This is a genomic window from Prevotella ihumii, assembly GCF_900155655.1.
Taxonomy (GTDB): Bacteria; Bacteroidota; Bacteroidia; order Bacteroidales; family Bacteroidaceae; genus Prevotella; species Prevotella ihumii.
This window is the reverse complement of the sequence record NZ_LT706987.1, coordinates 1,677,296-1,694,964: the sequence shown is the minus strand read 5'-3', so window position 1 is coordinate 1,694,964 and position 17,669 is coordinate 1,677,296. Positions and strand designations below refer to the sequence as shown.

Sequence of the window (17,669 nt, the reverse complement as noted above, 5' to 3'; positions counted from 1 at the left end):
TGTTCTATTTATTAAGAAAAGATTGGATAATGCGGTCTAACTTGTCACTCTCCACCAAGAAGCCATCGTGTCCGAAGGAAGAGTCAATCACCTTATACTCAACGTTAGGAATATTTTCCACCATCACCGAATGGCTTTCTGGCGGGAAAAGAATGTCGGACGATATAGCCACGACGAGGCATTTTGCCAGAATGGTCGCCAGAGCCTTCTCTATTCCACCACGACCTCGTCCCACGTGATGTGATTCCATTGCCTGCGTTATTCTGAAATATGAATAGGCATTGAACCGGTTTTTCAACTTTTCTCCCTGGTGTTGTTGGTAAGAATGTACGCGTCGGCGGAAAAGCTCGCCGGCGAAAAAGCTGTCGGTCTGGGTGAGGTTGTAGGCAGCCTCACCTCTATAGCTGAGCATGGCAATACTTCTTGCCACTGCCAATCCTTCTGCACCTGCTGTGGGCGAGGGCATTCCAAACGTCTTGTCTGCCTTGATAGCCATACGCTGCGACTCATTGAAGGCCGACACCCACGGTGACACGCACTCGGCGGTGGCGATGAGGGCGGTATGGCGTGCAAAGGTGGGGTCAATGACGCACCACTCGATACACTGAAATCCCCCGATGCTGCTACCGACAAGCAGTTCCACTTGGCTGATGCCGAGGTGGTGCGCCAACAAGCGGTGTGCCTGAACCATGTCGCGAATGGTGAATGGTGGAAAATCGTTGTACCAAGGGCTCCCTGTCTGTGGGTTAATGTGGAGCGGTCCCGTAGTCCCGTAATGCGATCCGAGGAAGTTGGCACAGACGATGAAATACTTCTCCGGATCGAGGAAGCGCCCCCTCTCCACCGTGTGTGGCCACCAGTCCGCCACATCTGAATTGGCAGTGAGAGCATGGCACACCCACACCACATTGTCAGCATTGGCATTCAGCGTGCCATAGGTGTCGTAGGCAATTGTCAGACCGGGCAGCGAAGCTCCGCTTTCCAGCTCAAAAGGATGTTCGTAATGATATTCTTTCATTTCTCTGTCTTTTTAAACGCCTGCTCAAAATCGCTTATAATGTCCTCCACATCTTCTAGTCCGAGCGAAATTCTCAGCAAGGTAGGAGTAACTCCTGCCGCTTTCAAGTCGGCATCGCTCAACTGCTTATGGGTGGTGGATGCCGGGTGGGTAACCACGGTGATGGAATCGCCTATCATCACCATGTTGGCGCAAAGCTGTAGAGCCTCAACAAACCTCACCGTACTCTCCACATCGCCTTTCAGCTCAATATTGAGCACTCCTGAAGCCCCATGCTTGAAATATTTACGGGCATTGGCATAGCTTCGGTGATTTTCAAATCCCACATAACTCACCTTCTTTACAAACGGACTTGTGCGACAGTATTCCGCCAAACGGCGCGTAGCGGCCACCTGATGCTCAATGCGGAGCGAGAGAGTTTCCAAACCAATGAGATGAAGATACGTGTCGAAGGGGGAGGGACTACATCCCAAGTCGCGCAAACCATCTACCCTCGCCTTGACAATAAATGCCGAAGGGCCAAAAGCTTCCCAAAGGTTTAATCCGTGGTAACCTTCCGACGGACCGTCTATCTGTGGGTACTTGCCGTTGCCCCAGTTGTAGTTTCCACCATCTACTATCACTCCACCAATGGCCGTGCCATGACCGTTTATCCATTTGGTTGCCGATTCCAATACGATATTCGCTCCCCAATCAAACGGGTTGCACAAATATCCGCATCCGCCAAAGGTATTGTCAACGACAAGTGGTAAGTCATAATGCTTGGCAATCTTACTGATTCCCTCTATATCCACAACATCGCACGTTGGGTTTCCCATGCTCTCAAGATAAATCAACTTGGTATTCCGGTCGATCAATTTCTCTATTGATTCGTTACTGTCGTCTTCGGCTATTCTGCACTCAATGCCGAGGTTTCGCAATGTGATTCTAAACGAGTTGTATGTTCCGCCATAAAGATAGGGCGAAGCCACGATGTTGTCGCCCCTACTTGCCAAGGATGTGACAATCACCGTAATGGCAGCCATCCCCGACGACACAGCCAATGCCCCCACCCCTCCATAAAGGGATGCTACGCGATTTTCAAAATCGGTATTCGTGGGATTGTTCAATCGGGTATAGATGTTCCCTGCCTCACTCAGGCTGAAAAGGTTGGCAGCGGTGTCGCACGACTTGAAATGGAAAGCTGCAGTAGGGTGGATGGCGATACCCCTTGCGCAAGTTTCATCAATGTGATAGCCACCATGGATTTGTCTTGTGGCAAAATGAAGTTTGTTTGTATTATTTGTCATAATGGTTCGTTATTGGATGTGGCGCATGACTGCGTCGCATATAGTTTATTGTTTGGATTTCTTCTAAAATGACCTATGGTGTCGGTACGCGCTATGGAAAATAGCATGGGACAGACTTACCTATGGGGAAATACTCCAAATAAGAAGCTTGTCAGAGCCAAATCGAAGAAAAAATTGAATGAAAAAAAATAAATGATATGGGAGGATTTTAGTGCATTCTTTTATGCACAAGGCGACACGCAGTCACCTGTAGAATCTACAAGTGCCTACCGGCACATTCGCATCATGAATGTTGAACAAAAAACGATATTTTTACTAAATTTTCTCAATATTCTTATTGCTTAACGGAGGCAAAGGTACGGATATTTTTTAGAATAACAAGAAAAAACAACAGTTTTTGCAGAAATTTGTAGCGTTGAGAGAAATTATCCCCGATAAAATGCGTAAAAATCGGCGTAATGGACATTTGGTAGGCTGAAAAAGCTCCAAATTTCCATTACGACGAAAAACACTGTCTTTGCAACCTATTCCTTAGAGACACAAGACATAAAAAAAAGAAACGTTATGCTCATCTCGAACCTACGACCTGAGGCATCTTAAACCAAAATCGGTCAGTAGAAAATGCCAAGAAGCTTTTTCCAACGACTGGTTTGGAATAATGTTTTTCTTCATAATATGGTTATTTTCTTCCATTATGAATTAAAGTAATCACAAGGAGGACAAACAAAAGAACAGAATCCCGAAAGTATTTTGTCTAACTTTCTGGATTCTGTTCTTTTTACATGCTCTTTTCCTTCAGATTATTTCGAGTCATGCAACCAAACCGAGGCTTATTTGCTTGCCTTGGGCTGCAAGTTGGTGATTTCTACCGTACACTCAGGCATTTCGTTTCCATCCTGCTTGAAGGTTATGAATAGTTTTTTGATGCCCTCTGGATAATTTGGATTGGTATGATCTACCTTTAATTCCATTTTGAAAGTTGGTTTTCCAGTCCCTCTCAGTCTGGGAATTACTGAAGTTACTGTCAGCCTAATCCAATCCGGCAACATATCCGAGACGACTTCATGCGGACCTGCTTCATCCTCGTATGCGTATTTGACGATTTGAAAGGTCTGCAAAGCAGCATAAATATCGATTCTAAATTTGGACAACTGACCATTATATGTATATCTATAACTATTTAAATTAAATTTGGCCGTAGAAAGACCATCTTCGCCAGGTTGGGCTTCATTGGTTGATGAGTTTAGGCTAAACCTATACCGTAAATCAGCATCTTTGAGTTCTTCGTCGATGTTGTAAACAACTGCCTGTCCAGGCTTCCACGCTTTGGCAGCATTGAGATTGATGTCCAGTTTCTTGACGGCTGATCTAAAGTCTGTATCATTTACAGGTTTTGTTCTTTTAAATGTTTCGTCATCCTTCTTCAACCATATAATAGCCTTTGCATCCGAACCAAGTTGCTGCGGCACCATGAAGATAGTGAGGTTGTCGCGCTGCCCATTGGTATCCTTTCCTGTGATGATAGTCCTATTTATCTGGGTCGTGATGATAGGCTCTGGGAATTTGAGACGAATGGACTCCTTTGTTTCAGAAGGTGTCCAGTTGAAAGTGGGTATATTTCCGCTGAAGGTTACATCGCAAGTACCTTTGGCAGCCAATCCCTGCATTTCGATGCCCACAATCTTGTAGCCGGTGGGACATTTGTCGCCAATGGCGAAGTTGATGCCCGTGAGGGCATGGTGCAACTTGATGGTGGCTGCCGGTTGTTGCTCTTGCTCGTTGACTACCACGTTTGTCTTTCCAATCATGAGATCCTTGTGCAGCGTTGCGTCATCGGCAGCGCCGAGGTCGTAGGTTAACGTGTATTTATCAATACCCGTTTTCTCAAGGCTGTTGTTTCCTTGCAAATACGGATACACGCCTACCAACTGTACATAAGGCTCTGTCTTCTTATAGTGCTGAGCCACTCCGTTCACCGTAACGGTGCCGTCTTTTGCAGCCTCACCGTTGGCGATGAAGTTAGGTGTGTTGCTCATCTGTTCGAAGCCCCCTTACACGAATAACCGTAAACGCTGAACTTCGAGTCATTCGGCATGACATCTGTCTTGTCATACATGGTTTCACGTGTGACCGGACTAGTGGCAAATTGCAGCCTCACCTCACTGCTTGTATTCTCACCCGACATGCCGTCAGTGTCCAGGTTTTCTATATCTTGCGAGCAAGATGTCGTCAGCATCAAGACGCCTGTCGCAGCAAGCATCATCAGCTTTTGTCTGTTCAGAAATATTTTCATTGCTGTTTTCTCCTTAATGTTTATTTATCCGTTCTTCGTACCTGTTCCGGCTCAAGGTTTCAACCAATCTGGCAAGTCGTCTTGTTCTTCCGATGTTCCGCCAGGGGTTTCGGGTTCCTGCACATCCCATGGGTCCACATCGAGACCGACATTAGAGTCAGGACCGCTTCCCGCCAAGATGCTCACAGATGCCCATAAAGCCAACATTCCACATTCTGGTTTCTCATACAATCGTTTTAATTGCAATTTCTTTTTCTTCATATTTATTTAATAATCAATGGTTATTACGAATAAAGTATTTAAGAATTGTCCTCTTACCACTGAGACACCGGTTTCTGTTTTGCTCATAACGTTACAATAAATTTTGAATTATTGCTGTCCGGTAAAACTTAAACGAGCATAATAACCCTGTCCGAAGCCCCATTAAAATTAGGCTTCGGACTTCTTTTTTCCAAAAGTAAGCCCCCCCCCTAATCGAAAAGCGAAGGTTCTGGTGGCGCTTTTTGCATCTCCTTTGCAAGGAAATCATTCCAAGTTTTTTCGGGATTTTCCATAAATGCGATAAAATCGACGTAGTACATAAGCATAAGCCGTACCATGGTAACAACTTGCGAGAACGCACAATGCCTATTGCTACTTCTCGACAGAACCGTTATCAGCAGATTGGCTATCAGAACAACCCATGTCTGTATTTGTATGGCGTTTACGCTATCTCCATAGAAGAAATGAAGTGGGAAGTTCTGTTTAAGTTGCTTGTATAATGATTCGATAGCCCATCTTAAGCGGTAAATTTCAGCAATATCCTCAACCGTAAAGTCAAAGTTGTTGGTCAATAGCACAACTGGTTTCTTGTTCGCATAAAATATCTCCACCCTTCGTGCCTCATGGATGAGTTCCCCTCTTGTAAAACGTACTTTTTGGTCAATATGTGCCACAAGCCCCTCTGTATTGACATACATAACGGACTCAAGTACATCATACTTAAGGTTTTTCTTCATTTTGGTCACGTAGCAAACGCCTTCTTCTGTAAGACGTTGGAATTGTGCTATGTCGACATAACCACGATCCATTGCCAAAGTGGAATCTTTTGGCAGATGCACCTCTTTTAGCAGGTAATGGTCGTGTTTAGCGGTGGATGTGAGTTGCACCACCATCGGCACGCCCACATGATATTTCATAACCGTATGCACTTTCATGCCACCTTTCTTCTTGCCTGATTTCGGATGCCGACCACCCCCTTTAAGTATGTTATCAAAGAGCGTTATTGTGGCGGAATCCATCATGTAAAGCAGCTTCTCCCAGTCTTTAGGTTCGTGCGTCTGCCCCTTATAACTCTTGGCAGGGCGGCTGTCCGCTAAAAACTTCGCATACTTCTCCAGTAGATATGCATAAACACTTGCAAAGAATTCCTGCGGGCGGCGTATATTGGCTTCTGCAAGCGTACTGCGACGAACCAGATAGTTCATTCCGAGGTGTCCAAGCTTGTGAGCCTCCGCCTTCATGCCTATCTCAACTTCGCGCAGAGAATCAAAGTGTTTGAGTATGCCGAACAACATTACGACGAGATGTTGGTAACCGTCAAAACGCTTCACATAAGACTCGCTTCCTTTGGTTTCATGGCTTATTTTAAGAATTTTCTCCTTGTCAAGTAACTTTAATACTTGACTATAGACCGGCTGTCCGGTAAAATGACTATCTTTGCTCATGGTTATGTTTTATTTTAGTAAAAACAAAGATAACCAAAAGGGCTGACACCTCGTGAGAAGTGTCAGCCCTAAATTATTTTGTTTAATAAAGTTTTACCGGACAGCAATAATAAGGAAAGGAAGTGATGAAAAAGAAAATTCGCCCAAGATTTGGTGGTTTCATTTTTGTGATTTCTATTGCGGTGGAATGTACGGGTGCGGAAAAGCATGGAGATTATTTGGATATGCCAAAATAATTGTCTACCTTTGCGGGTGAAGATAGTAATTCAACGTGACAAAAAAGGCTTATGAAAGAATTAAAACAGTCGAAGCTGTTACAGATGATGGGAGGAACTTCTATCACTATTATGATTGAAGTAGGTGTGTCGGATGTCCCTACCGTGACAGAAAATGAGTACTTAAGCGAGGATCAAATAGGCAAGGTTGAGCCTATCGTTGTACAGGTTCCTATTAACCCCAAGCCTCTGCTTGATCAACCTAAAGATTTATCACAGGCTATATGAAGCATATTAAATTTACATTTACTGTCATCGCTTGTCTCCTGACAGCGTGTGCTCCTGTTGCGACCAATTCAAATCCTCAGAGAAAGCTTGACTCAGAGATCACACGATTGGATAGTATTGCGATAATACTAGCTGAGATTAGAGCACTAGATCAAGGTATTAGAGACAACTCCAGTCTTTACTTCGCAAACAGTCGGGCTTTTAATCTTCACACGGATAGCCTCTGCTTCTCAAAAGCTATTTGGGTCATCGAGCGTTATGGGTATATCAACAATTTGGGAAAGTACAACGACTCTTTCAGATACCTATTGGAAGCTCTGCCCGCAGTTTTACTACATAATCCTCAAAGGTTGATAGAGCCACACACTTATAACCTATTGAAGCGAGAGGTGGAAGCAGGTAGACTACCTGCCGAATTTGTAGCCACCTTGCTTGATAAGTATTATGTGATGAAAGAGAAACGCACATTATACTTTTCGGGGTTTCGAAAGTGGCTACAACAGCCCTATCCTCAAAAGAGAGATCAGGCACTGTCTGACAGTCTCAGACAAGACTTAGGTCTACCAGTGCTTCCGGACAGCCTATTTGTGTATTAGTGCTATTGTTCTATCTATATATGATTTTAATACTAACTACGGAAGCAGGGGATCAATCACATATAGAAGTGATTGATTGGCTAGAATGTTTCAAGGCTAACTACATAATACTTACAGGTGAGAGCCTTTTATTTGGTAGCAACACCATAGTCTATAAGGACGGATGTATATTCTGCAATGGCGTAAACCTCACAAAAGAGGTAAGTGTCGTGTTTTTTAGACGTTGGATAACTCCAACTCGTATACAATTGTCAGAAGATAAGATTCTAAACGACTCTATCTTAGACAATCTATTGGGAGAATTGTTCGCATTTTATTGCTGTCCGGTAAAAATAAACTGAAAGCTCTGTATCTCTTTATCCATCGGTATTGCAGCCGTTTTACTCATCCAGGGGCTTGGTTTTCAGTTTCAAACTGTAAGCATTATAAAATGCACTTATTTTAACAAGAAAAGACCTATAATAACCGATAATTCTAAGAAATAATAAGTTTAAGTCTATTTTTACTAACACAGATAGCCACCAAAAAGTTTTACCGGACAGCAATAATTATTTTTGAAACTTATGAGAATGTCTTTTGGATTATTTTGGCTTTATTTTACCTATATCTGCACTCACATAGCCCGCTATGCTCCCTTGATATATGCAAAATAAAGCTCAAAATAATCGCAAAATACATTCTCATTCTAACGACCGATTTGGGATAAAAGATTAACAAAAAAGCGGAAATCAATGTTACTTGTCTTCCGCTTTCTTATCTCCTTATAGTCTGCTAAGACTATCTTTCTATTTCATTTTTACACTATTTATTTCCGTTTCTTTCCAAAGAAACTAAACATTCCTTTTTGTTTTGGCTTTCCAGAGAACTTGCGATACAATTTCCAACCAAGGATTACAGCATCGACAACACCTACTCCTGTAGCCATAACCCCCGAAAAACGCTTAGAAGGTGTAGCTGAATTGTTTGGCTTTTGGAACAAGCTGCTCCACAAAACATTCATCGAATTGCTCTCTTTCGTAATTTCTGTAAGCAACTGAGCTTTACGCAGACGAATGTCGCTTAAAGTTCTGTATATTGGTTCGTTAGCATTTGAATCGTTAAACATAGGCTTACTTTGACATTAAAAAACTTGCTAAGAACTTTACCAACAGACGTTCGATAAGTCTGTGGCGAAGTAATACGAGCAAAACAAGAATGAATAAATAGAAACTACCAACAATAAGGAAGCCTAAGACCAATGACCCTACAAGCTGTTGTAGTGCAAAGGCAGCTGCAAACGAAAAGTAGATGAGGGCTAAAGTAAGCGTTCCTACGAACACAGTAGCTAAAATAAGCACTGTAAGTAGACGCACAACTTTCTCAATCACATCGAGCTTCACGTATTCTGCCTGAAGCCCGATGTAACGTTTCAACCTTTCAACGAGTTGCCCTATGGTCTCTACGTTGTTGTCGTTTGAGAACATCTTCTAAAAGTTTAGAGAATGTCTGATGCAGCGTCCTTAATATCGTCAACAAACTCTTCAGCTTCTTTACGGCTGAGCTTAATGTCGTGCTTGCTGCAGAAGTCGTCTACTGCGTCAGAAATCTTTGTACGTGTTTCTGAACCTTTTTCAGGAGCCATCAAAAGTCCTAATGCTGCACCTGCAATTGCGCCACCGAGGAATGCGCCGATATAACCTAATGTCTTCATAACCTATTGTTTTAAATTGTTATACTTAAATTTGTTCAATACGCAAATATAACTATAAATTCTTGATTATGGTTCAAATGGAATTTATTTTATGTTAAAAGATTTGGAAATACCTTATTTAACAAACTTTAGATTGACATTTTTCGAATGTTTGCAGCTTAATTTGTAACTTCGCAGAATTGAAATACGAATTATAAAAAATATAATATCAACAAATAACGAGTAAAGGATTATGAAGAAATTGATGATGTTAGGCGCAGTAGCTTGTGTGGCTTTGTCGTTTACAGGTTGCAAATCGAGCGAAAGTGCATATAAGAAAGCTTACGAAAAGGCTAAGTCGCAAGAACGTTCAGGCTATGCACAGCAGGAAGAAACTCCAGCTGAAGTAACTGAAACACCAACAGTTGCACCAGTAGAGACTCAACCCGTAGTAGAAACTCCTGTTGTTGATAACTACGAAAACGAGACTGTTCGTCGTGAAAACGTATCAGTAGTAAATGGTGCAGGTCTTAAGATGTTCAGCGTTGTAGTAGGCTCGTTCAGCGTTAAGGCTAATGCTGAAGGTTTGCAACAACGTTTGAAAGGTGCTGGATACAATGCACAGATAGCTTACAACTCTGGCAACAATATGTATCGCGTAGTAGCTTCTACTTTCGATAGCAAGGCTTCTGCTGTACAGAGCCGCAACCAATTGCGTGCTCAATATGCTGACGCTTGGTTGCTTTCTAAGTAATGGGCAGAATACTTTCAGTAGACTACGGAAAGAAAAGAACAGGTTTAGCAGTCACCGATCCATTGCAAATTATTGCCAATGGATTGGTGACTGTTGCCACATCTGACCTCTTCGATTTCCTAAAAGACTATGTTCAGCGTGAAGGAGTGGAACGTATCGTAATCGGAAAGCCCACACAGCTCAACGGACTACCAAGCGAAAACCTTGTACGAGTGGAGCAATTTGTAAACAGATGGCGCAAGGCTATGCCTGCTATACCCATCGAGTATTACGACGAACGCTTTACTTCGGCTTTGGCACATCAAGCTATTATGGCTGGTGGCGTGAAGAAAAAGACACGTAGAGAGGACAAGGGATTGGTAGACGAAGTATCTGCAACGATTATTCTACAGGACTATATGCGTTCAAAAGGTCTTTAAAGCATTATACTTCCTTGATTTTATAAAGCAAAAAACAAAAGAAATGATATTACCAATTTATACACTTGGACAACCTGTGTTGCGCAAAGTAGCTGAAGATATTCCATTGGACTACCCTAATCTACAAGAGCTGATACAAGATATGTTCGAAACTTGCACTGCCAGTGATGGCATTGGACTTGCAGCACCTCAAATCGGTAAAGCCATACGTTTGGTTGTCATCGACTTAGACGTCATCTCTGACAGCTTTCCAGAGTACAAAGACTTCCGTCACGCCTTTATTAACGGTCACATAATTGAAGTGGACGATAGCGAAACAGAAACTTTAGAAGAGGGTTGCTTGTCTTTGCCAGGTATTCATGAAAAGGTGACACGCCCAAAGCGTATTCACGTGCAATATGTGGACGAAAACTTAGAGGCACACGACGAATGGATTGATGGTTATTTGGCACGCGTTATCCAACACGAGTTCGACCATATTGAAGGTAAAGTATTCACCGACCGCATCTCTCCTTTCCGCAGACAGATGATTGCAAAGAAGATGAAGCAACTTAGTACAGGGCGTTTCAACTGTCGCTACAAGGTGAAACCTGCCACAAAGTAAAGTCCATTGCATCATGTTGCGTCACCTTACGATTGTCCTACTCTTATCCCTCACATTGCCTTCCTTTGCTCAATACAACATCAAACGATTGATGGAGGAAGGTAGAAATTCGTTGGACGCAGGTGCATACGTAGCGTCGATGCAGATATTCCACCGCATAGTGTCGCTCAAACCTAAACTTTACGAGGCGTGGTATCTGATGGCACTTGCCAAATATCACCTTGAAGACTACAAAGGGGCTGACGATGCGTGTGTGAAGGCTTTAGCTTTGCAACCTTATATAGCTGATATTTTCGAGCTATATGGTATGACTTGTATTCGTGAAGAGAAGTTTCCGAACGCAATAGAGGCATATACAAAGGCATTAGACATCAATCCCGACAACCAAGAGTATTGGTTTAATCGTGCTTACTGTCTATATATGACCGACAACCGTAAAGAGGCAGCCACCCAATTGGCATATATTCGCAAGCGGTGGCCAATGTTTGAACAAGCAAAGACACTCGAAGAGGAAGTAAAGGCTGGTAGAAAGCCCAAGACAAACCAATCTACCGCAGCCAAAAGCAACATAATGAAGTTGAGTTTGCTCAACAAAGGGGCGTGGTTGATGCAACGAATGGACAAAGAAGGTAAACCCAAAGCGGAGAATAAACAAATAAAGGTGAAGCTGTACTAACGGCTTCACCTTTTTATATATCAACTAAACATAAATTTATTATCAAGCAAATGCTCCCCTACTTCACTATTTCTTTACGTATAGTTCCATCCGAATAACGCACAATATTGATACCCCGTGTAGGAACGTTTAGTCGTTCGCCTTGCAAATCATAACGTTCCATCTCCTTTGGCGCAATCTTCTCACCCACAGAGGTTATGCCCGTAGGGGTTTGGAGAAGGTCTACCATCTCTGTGTTGCTCACATAATGAGGATAATCTATTGGCTTAAACCCAAATCGCTCGTCGGACCAGTCGGACCAGTCAGACGTGTCAGACAAGTCCGACTGGTCCGACGAGCGATTTGGGTTTAAGGTTGAAAAACTGTTCAAATAATCCACAATTTTGTTTTTTATCCTTCTTTCGCCCAATTCTTAGCTCACCATATACCCTCTCTCCAAACTTTTCGTCCTAATAACTTATCCTAATACAAGCACAAAAAAAGATTGCAACACACTGTCTTGTATGCCTCGTCAAGACAGTTGGTATTGCAATCTCATCATCTAATGTTAAACCTAATATTTACTATTTGCCTTTTACAATTCTTTACTTCACAATTTCTTTACGTATGCTTCCGTCAGCATACTTCACGATATTGATACCCTTAACAGGAATACTTAGGCGTTCGCCTTTAAGGTTGTAACGTGCTATCTCTTGCAATGAGCCGCTTGCATTAACATTCTGAATAGCAGTAGGTGTACCAGGACCTGTCAAGTCTACCATTTCACAGTTGGTTACACGTGGCGCAGAAGTCAATTTATTGCTTGTAATGCGCTCACCAACGAAAGCTATGATACGCATATTATCAGCCTTCCAATCTGAAGCCAATTGTGTTTTAAAACTCAACTTAGCCTTTCTTTTATTAAACTTGATAGGGTTGCCATAGAAAGCAGCATTGCTATTGTCTGGGCTCAACATAGCACGTACTGTCCACTTGTAGCGACCAATGTCTTCAACGAGGAGCACATAGAGTGCAGGATTGTTAAGATATTCGTCTATGAAACTTGAACAGCTCATATTAACGTCCATTGAAAGCGTTTTGTAATACGAATCATACTTTGGCGCAATTGCAATTGACACTACTGAAGGCATAGCCGACTTTACAATGTTGTTGTGCAACACTTGTCCATTGCTATTGTCATCATAGTAGGAATAAGGAATTCTGCTGTTTTTAAAATCTTTATAATCACGGTTGTAGTTAATGCTTGGATAACCATCAAGACCAAAAACAGACTTCATATAGTTAGTATAGGTGAATACCAACTGATCGTCGCCGTGGAAAGCAGCTACAGCCAAATCGCCATACCGCGCCTCTGCAGCAGCAATCTTGCTTGCAGCAGCAGGACAATTACGACACCAAGTTGCAGTAAAGAGTTCTAACAAGTGGTACTGACGCTTCTTAAAAGTCTTATTACCATGACTGTCTACATCAGGTTCGTTGTCTGGGTCAACAGGTTTTACAGGGTCTTCACCACCGCCACCACCGCTGTTGCCAACGGTAAACTGAGCTGAACACGCTACTTCAGAATAGGGTTCGTAACCATCAATAGAATACACTTTTACCTTAAGCGTCTTGGTTCCATCTGTCAAAGTTGCAGGCAAAGCAAGTGAGAATGAATAACCATGATTGTAATAATAGTTGCTCAATGAAATTTCATCATAGTCGATTGGTTTACCATCTATATCAAACTCCAACCATGCTTTACTATTATAAGCAGTGCGGTCTACACTGATATCGAGCTTAAAGTTAAGTTTACCACCAGATGTTCCCTTAGCATCACAACTCAGATTGCTCAATCCAATACGTGTTTCACTATAAGTTTGCTTCATTTCGCTTTGGCTATTCATGCCATTGCTAATAGTAGCACAATGTCCATTTGCCCAAATTCCAGACAATAGGAGTGCAGATAAGATAAATGTTTTCTTCATAATCGTAGGGTTTTAATATGTATATTAGTCAATCTTATGTTATTTTTATCGTAGAGCTTATGCGATTTATCTCTCTAATAATTAGCTCTTTTTGTCATATCTTCTTCAGTCACTGCAAATATACAAAACATTTTTTAAGAGCACAAAATAATTATTGTAACTACTCAGTACCCCTATAGAAATAGGTATGCTGCCTTTACCCTTGCAAATTAGCAAGGGCGAGCAGTACGTCAAATTTGGAATTGCCGTTTTTCTTGGCGGTGTCAGTCACCGAATGCAGTTTCATGTAGATGTTAGCACCAGCGTCTGTTCTGAAGCAACCACTTACTTTCTGCTTGACTTTTATGTTCCTCACGCCTCTCTCACTGGCATTGTTGTCATATGGAACTCGCTTATCGGTGAGGAAGGTGAAGATGTAGTCATGGCATTTGTAGAGTCCTTTTTTCAAGGCGTTGAAGTCCTTGTGTAAGTGATTGGTGCTTTCTTCAAGCAGTCTGTCGAGCCTTTCGTAGAAACCGGCTGCAGCCTTTTTGACTTTCTCCATCGTCTTGCTTTTCCTTAGGTGAATCGCATCCTGCAACAACTCCGTAAGTCTCGTTGACCATGTCTGGTTCTTATCCAGGTCTGTGAGATATTGTATGTTCCTCAATAGATGCGCAATGCATACCTGATGTCCTTTGACGTTCAGCCTGAAATAGGTACTGTGCCTGTCCGTCACGAGCGTGACATCAGGAAGGTCGTTGGGGAAATGCTTCCTCGTTGCGGCCTTGCCGCGGGATTTGTCCTGGAAGAGATAGGTGAGATTGTCGTTCTGGAAGACCCATGCCCAATGGTGCTCCCCACCGACGTACAGCCCAGTCTCGTCGGCGCCAGCGACTTCGGCCTCTTCGATACGGTCGCGTATTTCCCTATAGGCATTCTCCGATTTCTTTCCCATCCGGGTCAGTATGTTCTGCACCGTTCCCTGGCTGATATGAAGATGGAATACATCGCGCAACATCTCGCACAGCCTTGCAAAGGGGATGTACTGGGAATGTCCGAAGTAAGCAATTATGGCGTTTAGATTAGGGCCGTATGAAATGCGGCTGGTATACTTCTTTGAGGCTCTGCACTTGTTCGTGTGCCCGCATTTGCAGCGTTTGCCGAGCAGCACGTGCTCCGTAGTGGTGGGTTGTATGGAGGGAATGTCGACAACCTGCGACTTGCCAATCACCTCGGCCTCCACATCAGCGAGTGACTCGCCACAACACTCGCACACATCATCAGGATGGTGGTGGACAATAAAATCTGGATCTTCATTGGTCTCAAGGAAATGCCCCTCATGCCCGGGCTGACCGCCTGTCTTCCTGTCGCTCTTCTTCCTGAGCGACTTAGTGTGACGAACAATCTGGTTTCCTATTGAGTCTTGGGTGGGCGGAATACTACTGTTGCTACTGTCCTTTGGTGGTTCCTCATACTTTGACAGGCGTTGCCTCAGATCCCGTATGGTTTTATCCTTCTGGTTTACGAGACGGTTGAGACGGCTTATTTCGGTATCCTGGTCGGATACCTTCTTCTCCAACGAAGCAAATCTGTTTTCTATCGTCTGGAGTACATCTGCCTTGTCTGTCACTTGCTCATTCACGCTGCAAATATACTACGTAAATTCATTTCCTGCAAGAGTATTAGAAAACTTAAACAGTTGAGATACAGACTGTTAAATGTAATATGGCGACTTTTAACAAAGCCTACCCCAAGGCGTGTAGGGGACTATGTTGAGTCTCCGAAAATAGATACAAGACACTGATACATAGGCGAATAAGCGTACTTTTGCTACCATCAAAAGGTATTTCCCATCCTCTCGGGCAGCCGTTCGTTTACTATTTGGAGCGGTTAGTTTTAACACTTCGGATTACTCTCTGATGGATTTACCATAGGGGTACTGAGTAGTTACTAATTATTTTAAAAAATCAGTTTTTCTCTATTTTATTCTATTTCTTAGTAAAATCAAACTATTGTTAGTGATAAGCTGAAATTGATATTTATCAAAAGAAAATTATCATTTTTTTTGGCTTCGCTTTTTATATGTTGTACCTTTGCAGTGCAATTTGTTGAACACAATTGTTTTGACACTATAAACTAAACGAGTGTAAGGAAAAAGTGGTAAAGAAGAACTAAACTATACAAGAGTTGAAAAATATACTATGGGAAGTGTATCTATAAACTGAGAAAAAGTAAGAAATTCTGAAATTCGACACCTTATTTAAATAGTTTAATATGAAATATTTTGATATGTTGTGCCGATTGACTACTTTTACACCAAAATAAACTAAAGCTTAAATTTAGAAACATATAATATAAAATGGTACAAGAAAAACAAATCGTTGAGTGTGTTCCTAACATTAGTGAGGGACGTAACAAGGAGATTATTAAGCAAGTTACTGACGAGATTGAAGCTGTAAAAGGCATTAAGCTCTTAGACGTTGACCCGGGTGAAGCTACAAACCGCACTGTTATCACATTTGTTGGCACTCCAGATGTTGTTGTTGAAGCTGCTTTCCGCTGTGTAAAGAAAGCTGCTCAACTTATTGATATGCGCCAGCACCACGGTGCTCACCCACGTATGGGTGCTACTGACGTTTGCCCATTAATCCCTGTGGCAGGCATCACACTTGAAGAGTGTGCAGAATTGGCACGCAAGTTGGCAGAGCGCATTGCTACTGAATTACAAGTACCTTGCTACTGCTACGAAGCAGCTGCAAGAACTCCTGAACGTAAGAACCTCGCTATTTGCCGTAAGGGTGAATACGAAGGATTGCAAGAAAGAATGACTGTTGAAGCTGAAGCTCCTGACTTTGGTGCTCGTGCGTGGGACGAAGGTGTAGCTCGCACAGGTTGTACAGCAGTAGGTGCTCGCGATTTCTTGATTGCTACCAACTTCAACTTGAATACTACTTCTACTCGCCGTGCTAATGCTATTGCATTCGACGTACGCGAAAAGGGTCGCCCACAACGTGAAGGCGGTTCACCAGTAGGCAAGATTATGAAGGACGAAAATGGCAAGAACATCTATATTCCTGGCACATTGAAAAGCACAAAGGCTATCGGTTGGTACATCGATGAATATGGCATTGCACAGGTTTCAATGAACATTACCGACATCAATGTAACTCCATTGCACGTTGCATTTGACGAAGTATGCCGTTGCGCACAAAATCGTGGTATCCGTGTTACAGGTACTGAAATCGTAGGTTTGATACCTAAGCGTACATTGGTAGATGCAGGTAAGTACTTCCTGAAAAAGCAAAATCGTTCTACTGGTATTCCTGAAGCTGACATTTTGCAAATTGCTATCAAGTCAATGGGCTTGGACGATTTGAAGGAATTCAATCCACGTGAAAAGGTTATCGAATATCTCTTGGAAGACGAAGATAAGAGTGCTAAGCTCATTGACCTTACAGTAAAGGGCTTTGCAGAAGAAACATCACGCGAATCTCCAGCTCCTGGTGGTGGTACTATCTCAGCTTATATGGGTGCGTTAGGTGCTGCACTCGGTACAATGGTTGCCAACCTTTCAAGCCACAAGGCAGGTTGGGACGCTCGTTGGGAAGAGTTTAGCAACTGGGCAGACAAGGGACAAAAGCTTCAAGCAGAATTGATGGTACTCGTTGACGAAGACACAGAGGCTTTCAACCGCATTATGGAAGCATTCGGTTTGCCAAAGGGTACAGACGAAGAAAAGGCAGCTCGCTCTGCTGCTATTCAGGCTGCAACCTTGTTTGCCACCGAAGTGCCTTTGCACACAATGCAGGCTTCAGCTAAGGTATTCGAACTTTGCAAGGCTATGGCTGAAGAGGGCAATCCTAATAGTGTTTCTGATGCAGGCGTTGGCGTATTGGCAGCTCGTGCGGCAGTATTGGGTGCAGGCTTGAACGTTAAGATTAACGCTTCAGGACTAAAAGACCGTGAAACTGCTGATAAGCTCGTTGCAGAAGCTAACGAGCTTATCAAGATGGCGAATGAGGCTGAAGCAGAGATAATGAAGATTGTAGAAGCAAAATTATAAATAAAAAGGAAGTCAGAGAAGTTAGAGGAGTTGAAGCATACAGTGGTAAGGTGATTAAGGACACATATATAAATAGGTGAAACTTAATGCTCCTCTAACTCCATCAGACTTTTTTGATTACCATAAAAAC

The 17,669-nt window shown here is 42.8% G+C and carries 18 protein-coding genes; 7 read left to right on the top strand and 11 right to left on the bottom strand.

Going from position 1 to position 17,669, the window contains the following annotated elements:
• Positions 1-4 precede the first annotated feature (4 nt).
• The 5 genes from CZ367_RS07700 to CZ367_RS07675 all read right to left on the bottom strand — a co-directional run bounded on the left by CZ367_RS07700 (position 5) and on the right by CZ367_RS07675 (position 6,306).
• Positions 5-1,018: a homoserine O-acetyltransferase family protein gene (locus CZ367_RS07700; protein ID WP_077196397.1), complete on the bottom strand. Its 1,014-nt coding sequence runs from the start codon at positions 1,016-1,018 to the stop codon at positions 5-7.
• Positions 1,015-2,307: an O-acetylhomoserine aminocarboxypropyltransferase/cysteine synthase family protein gene (locus tag CZ367_RS07695; protein ID WP_077196396.1), complete on the bottom strand. Its 1,293-nt coding sequence runs from the start codon at positions 2,305-2,307 to the stop codon at positions 1,015-1,017. The genes CZ367_RS07700 and CZ367_RS07695 overlap by 4 nt, the downstream gene beginning before the upstream one ends.
• 830 nt (positions 2,308-3,137) lie before the next feature.
• Positions 3,138-4,343 (bottom strand): fimbrillin family protein, encoded by a 1,206-nt coding sequence (locus CZ367_RS07690; protein WP_077196395.1) that lies wholly within the window; start codon positions 4,341-4,343, stop codon positions 3,138-3,140.
• A 308-nt stretch (positions 4,344-4,651) separates the two neighbouring features.
• Positions 4,652-4,861, bottom strand: coding sequence for a hypothetical protein (locus tag CZ367_RS07680; protein ID WP_084793495.1), 210 nt, complete (start codon positions 4,859-4,861; stop codon positions 4,652-4,654).
• A gap of 209 nt (positions 4,862-5,070) precedes the next feature.
• The gene (locus CZ367_RS07675) at positions 5,071-6,306 is read right to left on the bottom strand and encodes an IS4 family transposase (RefSeq protein WP_077196393.1); all 1,236 of its coding nucleotides are present in this window, start codon (positions 6,304-6,306) and stop codon (positions 5,071-5,073) included.
• Positions 6,307-6,593: 287 nt separating this feature from the next.
• Here CZ367_RS07675 and CZ367_RS07670 point away from each other — a divergent pair, with 287 nt between their 5' ends.
• Both CZ367_RS07670 and CZ367_RS16240 read left to right on the top strand, forming a co-directional pair.
• A complete protein-coding gene (locus CZ367_RS07670) occupies positions 6,594-6,809 on the top strand; it encodes a hypothetical protein (protein WP_077196392.1) in 216 nt (71 codons plus the stop codon).
• A gap of 275 nt (positions 6,810-7,084) precedes the next feature.
• Positions 7,085-7,405, top strand: coding sequence for a hypothetical protein (locus CZ367_RS16240; RefSeq protein WP_237581595.1), 321 nt, complete (start codon positions 7,085-7,087; stop codon positions 7,403-7,405).
• Between the two features lie 805 nt (positions 7,406-8,210).
• On the opposite strand, the gene CZ367_RS07655 is transcribed toward CZ367_RS16240, so the two are convergent.
• From CZ367_RS07655 to CZ367_RS07645, 3 genes are read right to left on the bottom strand one after another with little or no spacing between them, the layout of a single operon-like run.
• On the bottom strand, positions 8,211-8,510 hold the full coding sequence (locus tag CZ367_RS07655; protein ID WP_077196389.1) for a hypothetical protein: 300 nt from the start codon (positions 8,508-8,510) through the stop codon (positions 8,211-8,213).
• 4 nt (positions 8,511-8,514) lie between these two features.
• On the bottom strand, positions 8,515-8,868 hold the full coding sequence (locus CZ367_RS07650) for a phage holin family protein (protein WP_077196388.1): 354 nt from the start codon (positions 8,866-8,868) through the stop codon (positions 8,515-8,517).
• Positions 8,869-8,879: 11 nt separating this feature from the next.
• The gene (locus tag CZ367_RS07645; protein WP_077196387.1) at positions 8,880-9,095 is read right to left on the bottom strand and encodes a YtxH domain-containing protein; all 216 of its coding nucleotides are present in this window, start codon (positions 9,093-9,095) and stop codon (positions 8,880-8,882) included.
• A 232-nt stretch (positions 9,096-9,327) separates the two neighbouring features.
• On the opposite strand from CZ367_RS07645, the gene CZ367_RS07640 reads away from it, so the two are divergent.
• Genes CZ367_RS07640 through CZ367_RS07625 form a run of 4 tightly spaced genes read left to right on the top strand, consistent with a single transcriptional unit; the run spans position 9,328 to position 11,527 of the window.
• Positions 9,328-9,828: an SPOR domain-containing protein gene (locus tag CZ367_RS07640; RefSeq protein WP_077196386.1), complete on the top strand. Its 501-nt coding sequence runs from the start codon at positions 9,328-9,330 to the stop codon at positions 9,826-9,828.
• A complete protein-coding gene (gene ruvX, locus CZ367_RS07635; RefSeq protein ID WP_077196385.1) occupies positions 9,828-10,247 on the top strand; it encodes a Holliday junction resolvase RuvX in 420 nt (139 codons plus the stop codon). The genes CZ367_RS07640 and ruvX overlap by 1 nt, the downstream gene beginning before the upstream one ends.
• A gap of 43 nt (positions 10,248-10,290) precedes the next feature.
• Positions 10,291-10,851: a peptide deformylase gene (gene def, locus CZ367_RS07630; RefSeq protein ID WP_144005954.1), complete on the top strand. Its 561-nt coding sequence runs from the start codon at positions 10,291-10,293 to the stop codon at positions 10,849-10,851.
• A 13-nt stretch (positions 10,852-10,864) separates the two neighbouring features.
• On the top strand, positions 10,865-11,527 hold the full coding sequence (locus tag CZ367_RS07625; protein ID WP_077196383.1) for a tetratricopeptide repeat protein: 663 nt from the start codon (positions 10,865-10,867) through the stop codon (positions 11,525-11,527).
• Between the two features lie 58 nt (positions 11,528-11,585).
• Here the strand turns inward: CZ367_RS07625 and CZ367_RS07620 are convergent, their stop codons facing one another.
• The 3 genes from CZ367_RS07620 to tnpC all read right to left on the bottom strand — a co-directional run bounded on the left by CZ367_RS07620 (position 11,586) and on the right by tnpC (position 15,106).
• Positions 11,586-11,906, bottom strand: coding sequence for a hypothetical protein (locus tag CZ367_RS07620; RefSeq protein WP_144005953.1), 321 nt, complete (start codon positions 11,904-11,906; stop codon positions 11,586-11,588).
• Positions 11,907-12,111: 205 nt separating this feature from the next.
• Positions 12,112-13,494: a hypothetical protein gene (locus tag CZ367_RS07615; RefSeq protein ID WP_077196381.1), complete on the bottom strand. Its 1,383-nt coding sequence runs from the start codon at positions 13,492-13,494 to the stop codon at positions 12,112-12,114.
• A 196-nt stretch (positions 13,495-13,690) separates the two neighbouring features.
• On the bottom strand, positions 13,691-15,106 hold the full coding sequence (gene tnpC / locus CZ367_RS14505) for an IS66 family transposase (protein WP_237581593.1): 1,416 nt from the start codon (positions 15,104-15,106) through the stop codon (positions 13,691-13,693).
• Positions 15,107-15,835: 729 nt separating this feature from the next.
• On the opposite strand from tnpC, the gene ftcD reads away from it, so the two are divergent.
• Positions 15,836-17,539 carry a glutamate formimidoyltransferase gene (gene ftcD / locus CZ367_RS07605; protein ID WP_077196379.1) on the top strand — a complete coding sequence of 568 codons (1,704 nt, stop codon included), beginning with the start codon at positions 15,836-15,838 and terminating at the stop codon, positions 17,537-17,539.
• Positions 17,540-17,669: the final 130 nt, after the last annotated feature.

Excerpts from the sequence above, each read along its gene's own strand:
- CZ367_RS07700 (WP_077196397.1), bottom strand. The coding sequence starts at position 1,018 with ATGAAAGAATATCATTACGAACATCCTTTTGAGCTGGAAAGCGGAGCT.
- CZ367_RS07695 (WP_077196396.1), bottom strand. The coding sequence starts at position 2,307 with ATGACAAATAATACAAACAAACTTCATTTTGCCACAAGACAAATCCAT.
- CZ367_RS07690 (WP_077196395.1), bottom strand. The coding sequence starts at position 4,343 with ATGAGCAACACACCTAACTTCATCGCCAACGGTGAGGCTGCAAAAGAC.
- CZ367_RS07680 (WP_084793495.1), bottom strand. The coding sequence starts at position 4,861 with ATGAAGAAAAAGAAATTGCAATTAAAACGATTGTATGAGAAACCAGAA.
- CZ367_RS07675 (WP_077196393.1), bottom strand. The coding sequence starts at position 6,306 with ATGAGCAAAGATAGTCATTTTACCGGACAGCCGGTCTATAGTCAAGTA.
- CZ367_RS07670 (WP_077196392.1), top strand. The coding sequence starts at position 6,594 with ATGAAAGAATTAAAACAGTCGAAGCTGTTACAGATGATGGGAGGAACT.
- CZ367_RS07655 (WP_077196389.1), bottom strand. The coding sequence starts at position 8,510 with ATGTTTAACGATTCAAATGCTAACGAACCAATATACAGAACTTTAAGC.
- CZ367_RS07650 (WP_077196388.1), bottom strand. The coding sequence starts at position 8,868 with ATGTTCTCAAACGACAACAACGTAGAGACCATAGGGCAACTCGTTGAA.
- CZ367_RS07645 (WP_077196387.1), bottom strand. The coding sequence starts at position 9,095 with ATGAAGACATTAGGTTATATCGGCGCATTCCTCGGTGGCGCAATTGCA.
- CZ367_RS07640 (WP_077196386.1), top strand. The coding sequence starts at position 9,328 with ATGAAGAAATTGATGATGTTAGGCGCAGTAGCTTGTGTGGCTTTGTCG.
- ruvX (WP_077196385.1), top strand. The coding sequence starts at position 9,828 with ATGGGCAGAATACTTTCAGTAGACTACGGAAAGAAAAGAACAGGTTTA.
- def (WP_144005954.1), top strand. The coding sequence starts at position 10,291 with ATGATATTACCAATTTATACACTTGGACAACCTGTGTTGCGCAAAGTA.
- CZ367_RS07625 (WP_077196383.1), top strand. The coding sequence starts at position 10,865 with ATGTTGCGTCACCTTACGATTGTCCTACTCTTATCCCTCACATTGCCT.
- CZ367_RS07615 (WP_077196381.1), bottom strand. The coding sequence starts at position 13,494 with ATGAAGAAAACATTTATCTTATCTGCACTCCTATTGTCTGGAATTTGG.
- ftcD (WP_077196379.1), top strand. The coding sequence starts at position 15,836 with ATGGTACAAGAAAAACAAATCGTTGAGTGTGTTCCTAACATTAGTGAG.